Source organism: Polaromonas sp. P1_G2, from assembly GCF_056405515.1.
This window is the reverse complement of the sequence record NZ_JBFUBY010001183.1, coordinates 1-445: the sequence shown is the minus strand read 5'-3', so window position 1 is coordinate 445 and position 445 is coordinate 1. Positions and strand designations below refer to the sequence as shown.

The 445-nt window shown below is 54.1% G+C and carries 1 protein-coding gene; it reads right to left on the bottom strand.

The window, feature by feature from the left end; genetic code table 11:
* Positions 1 to 154 precede the first annotated feature (154 nt).
* A partial coding sequence (locus AC1D0P_RS29675; protein WP_477680007.1) for a GlsB/YeaQ/YmgE family stress response membrane protein occupies positions 155 to 445 on the bottom strand: 291 nt, incomplete at its 5' end.

The window sequence follows — 445 nt, the reverse complement described above, 5'->3', positions numbered from 1 at the left end:
AAGCCAAGAGTCCCGAACACATCTCATCGCTGCATTGCAGACCCTGCAAGGCTTGATATCTAATCATTCGCGAGCATGCTTTCCAGCCAAGGCATAGCGAGGTACTGCCGCTCAAGGCGGCAATACASACGCTCAAGACTCTGCGAAAGGTGGGTCAGCGCCGGATCATTCGTCCAAGCGCGATGAGGATGCAGGCGCCAATGAAACCGATGACCAGATAGGCGAGCCAGCCGGTGTAGTCAACATGGAAGAGGTTGGCGAGGATGAAGTTCAGGAGCGCAGCACCGACGATGCCGAGAATGATGTTCATGATGATGCCGGTATTCGACTTCATGAACATTTCGGCGAACCAGCCGGCAAAACCGCCGATGATGATTGCCGCAATAAAGCCCACTCCATTTGGATGCATCGCATAGTCCTCCACTGACAGACGCCGCTTTTCCAT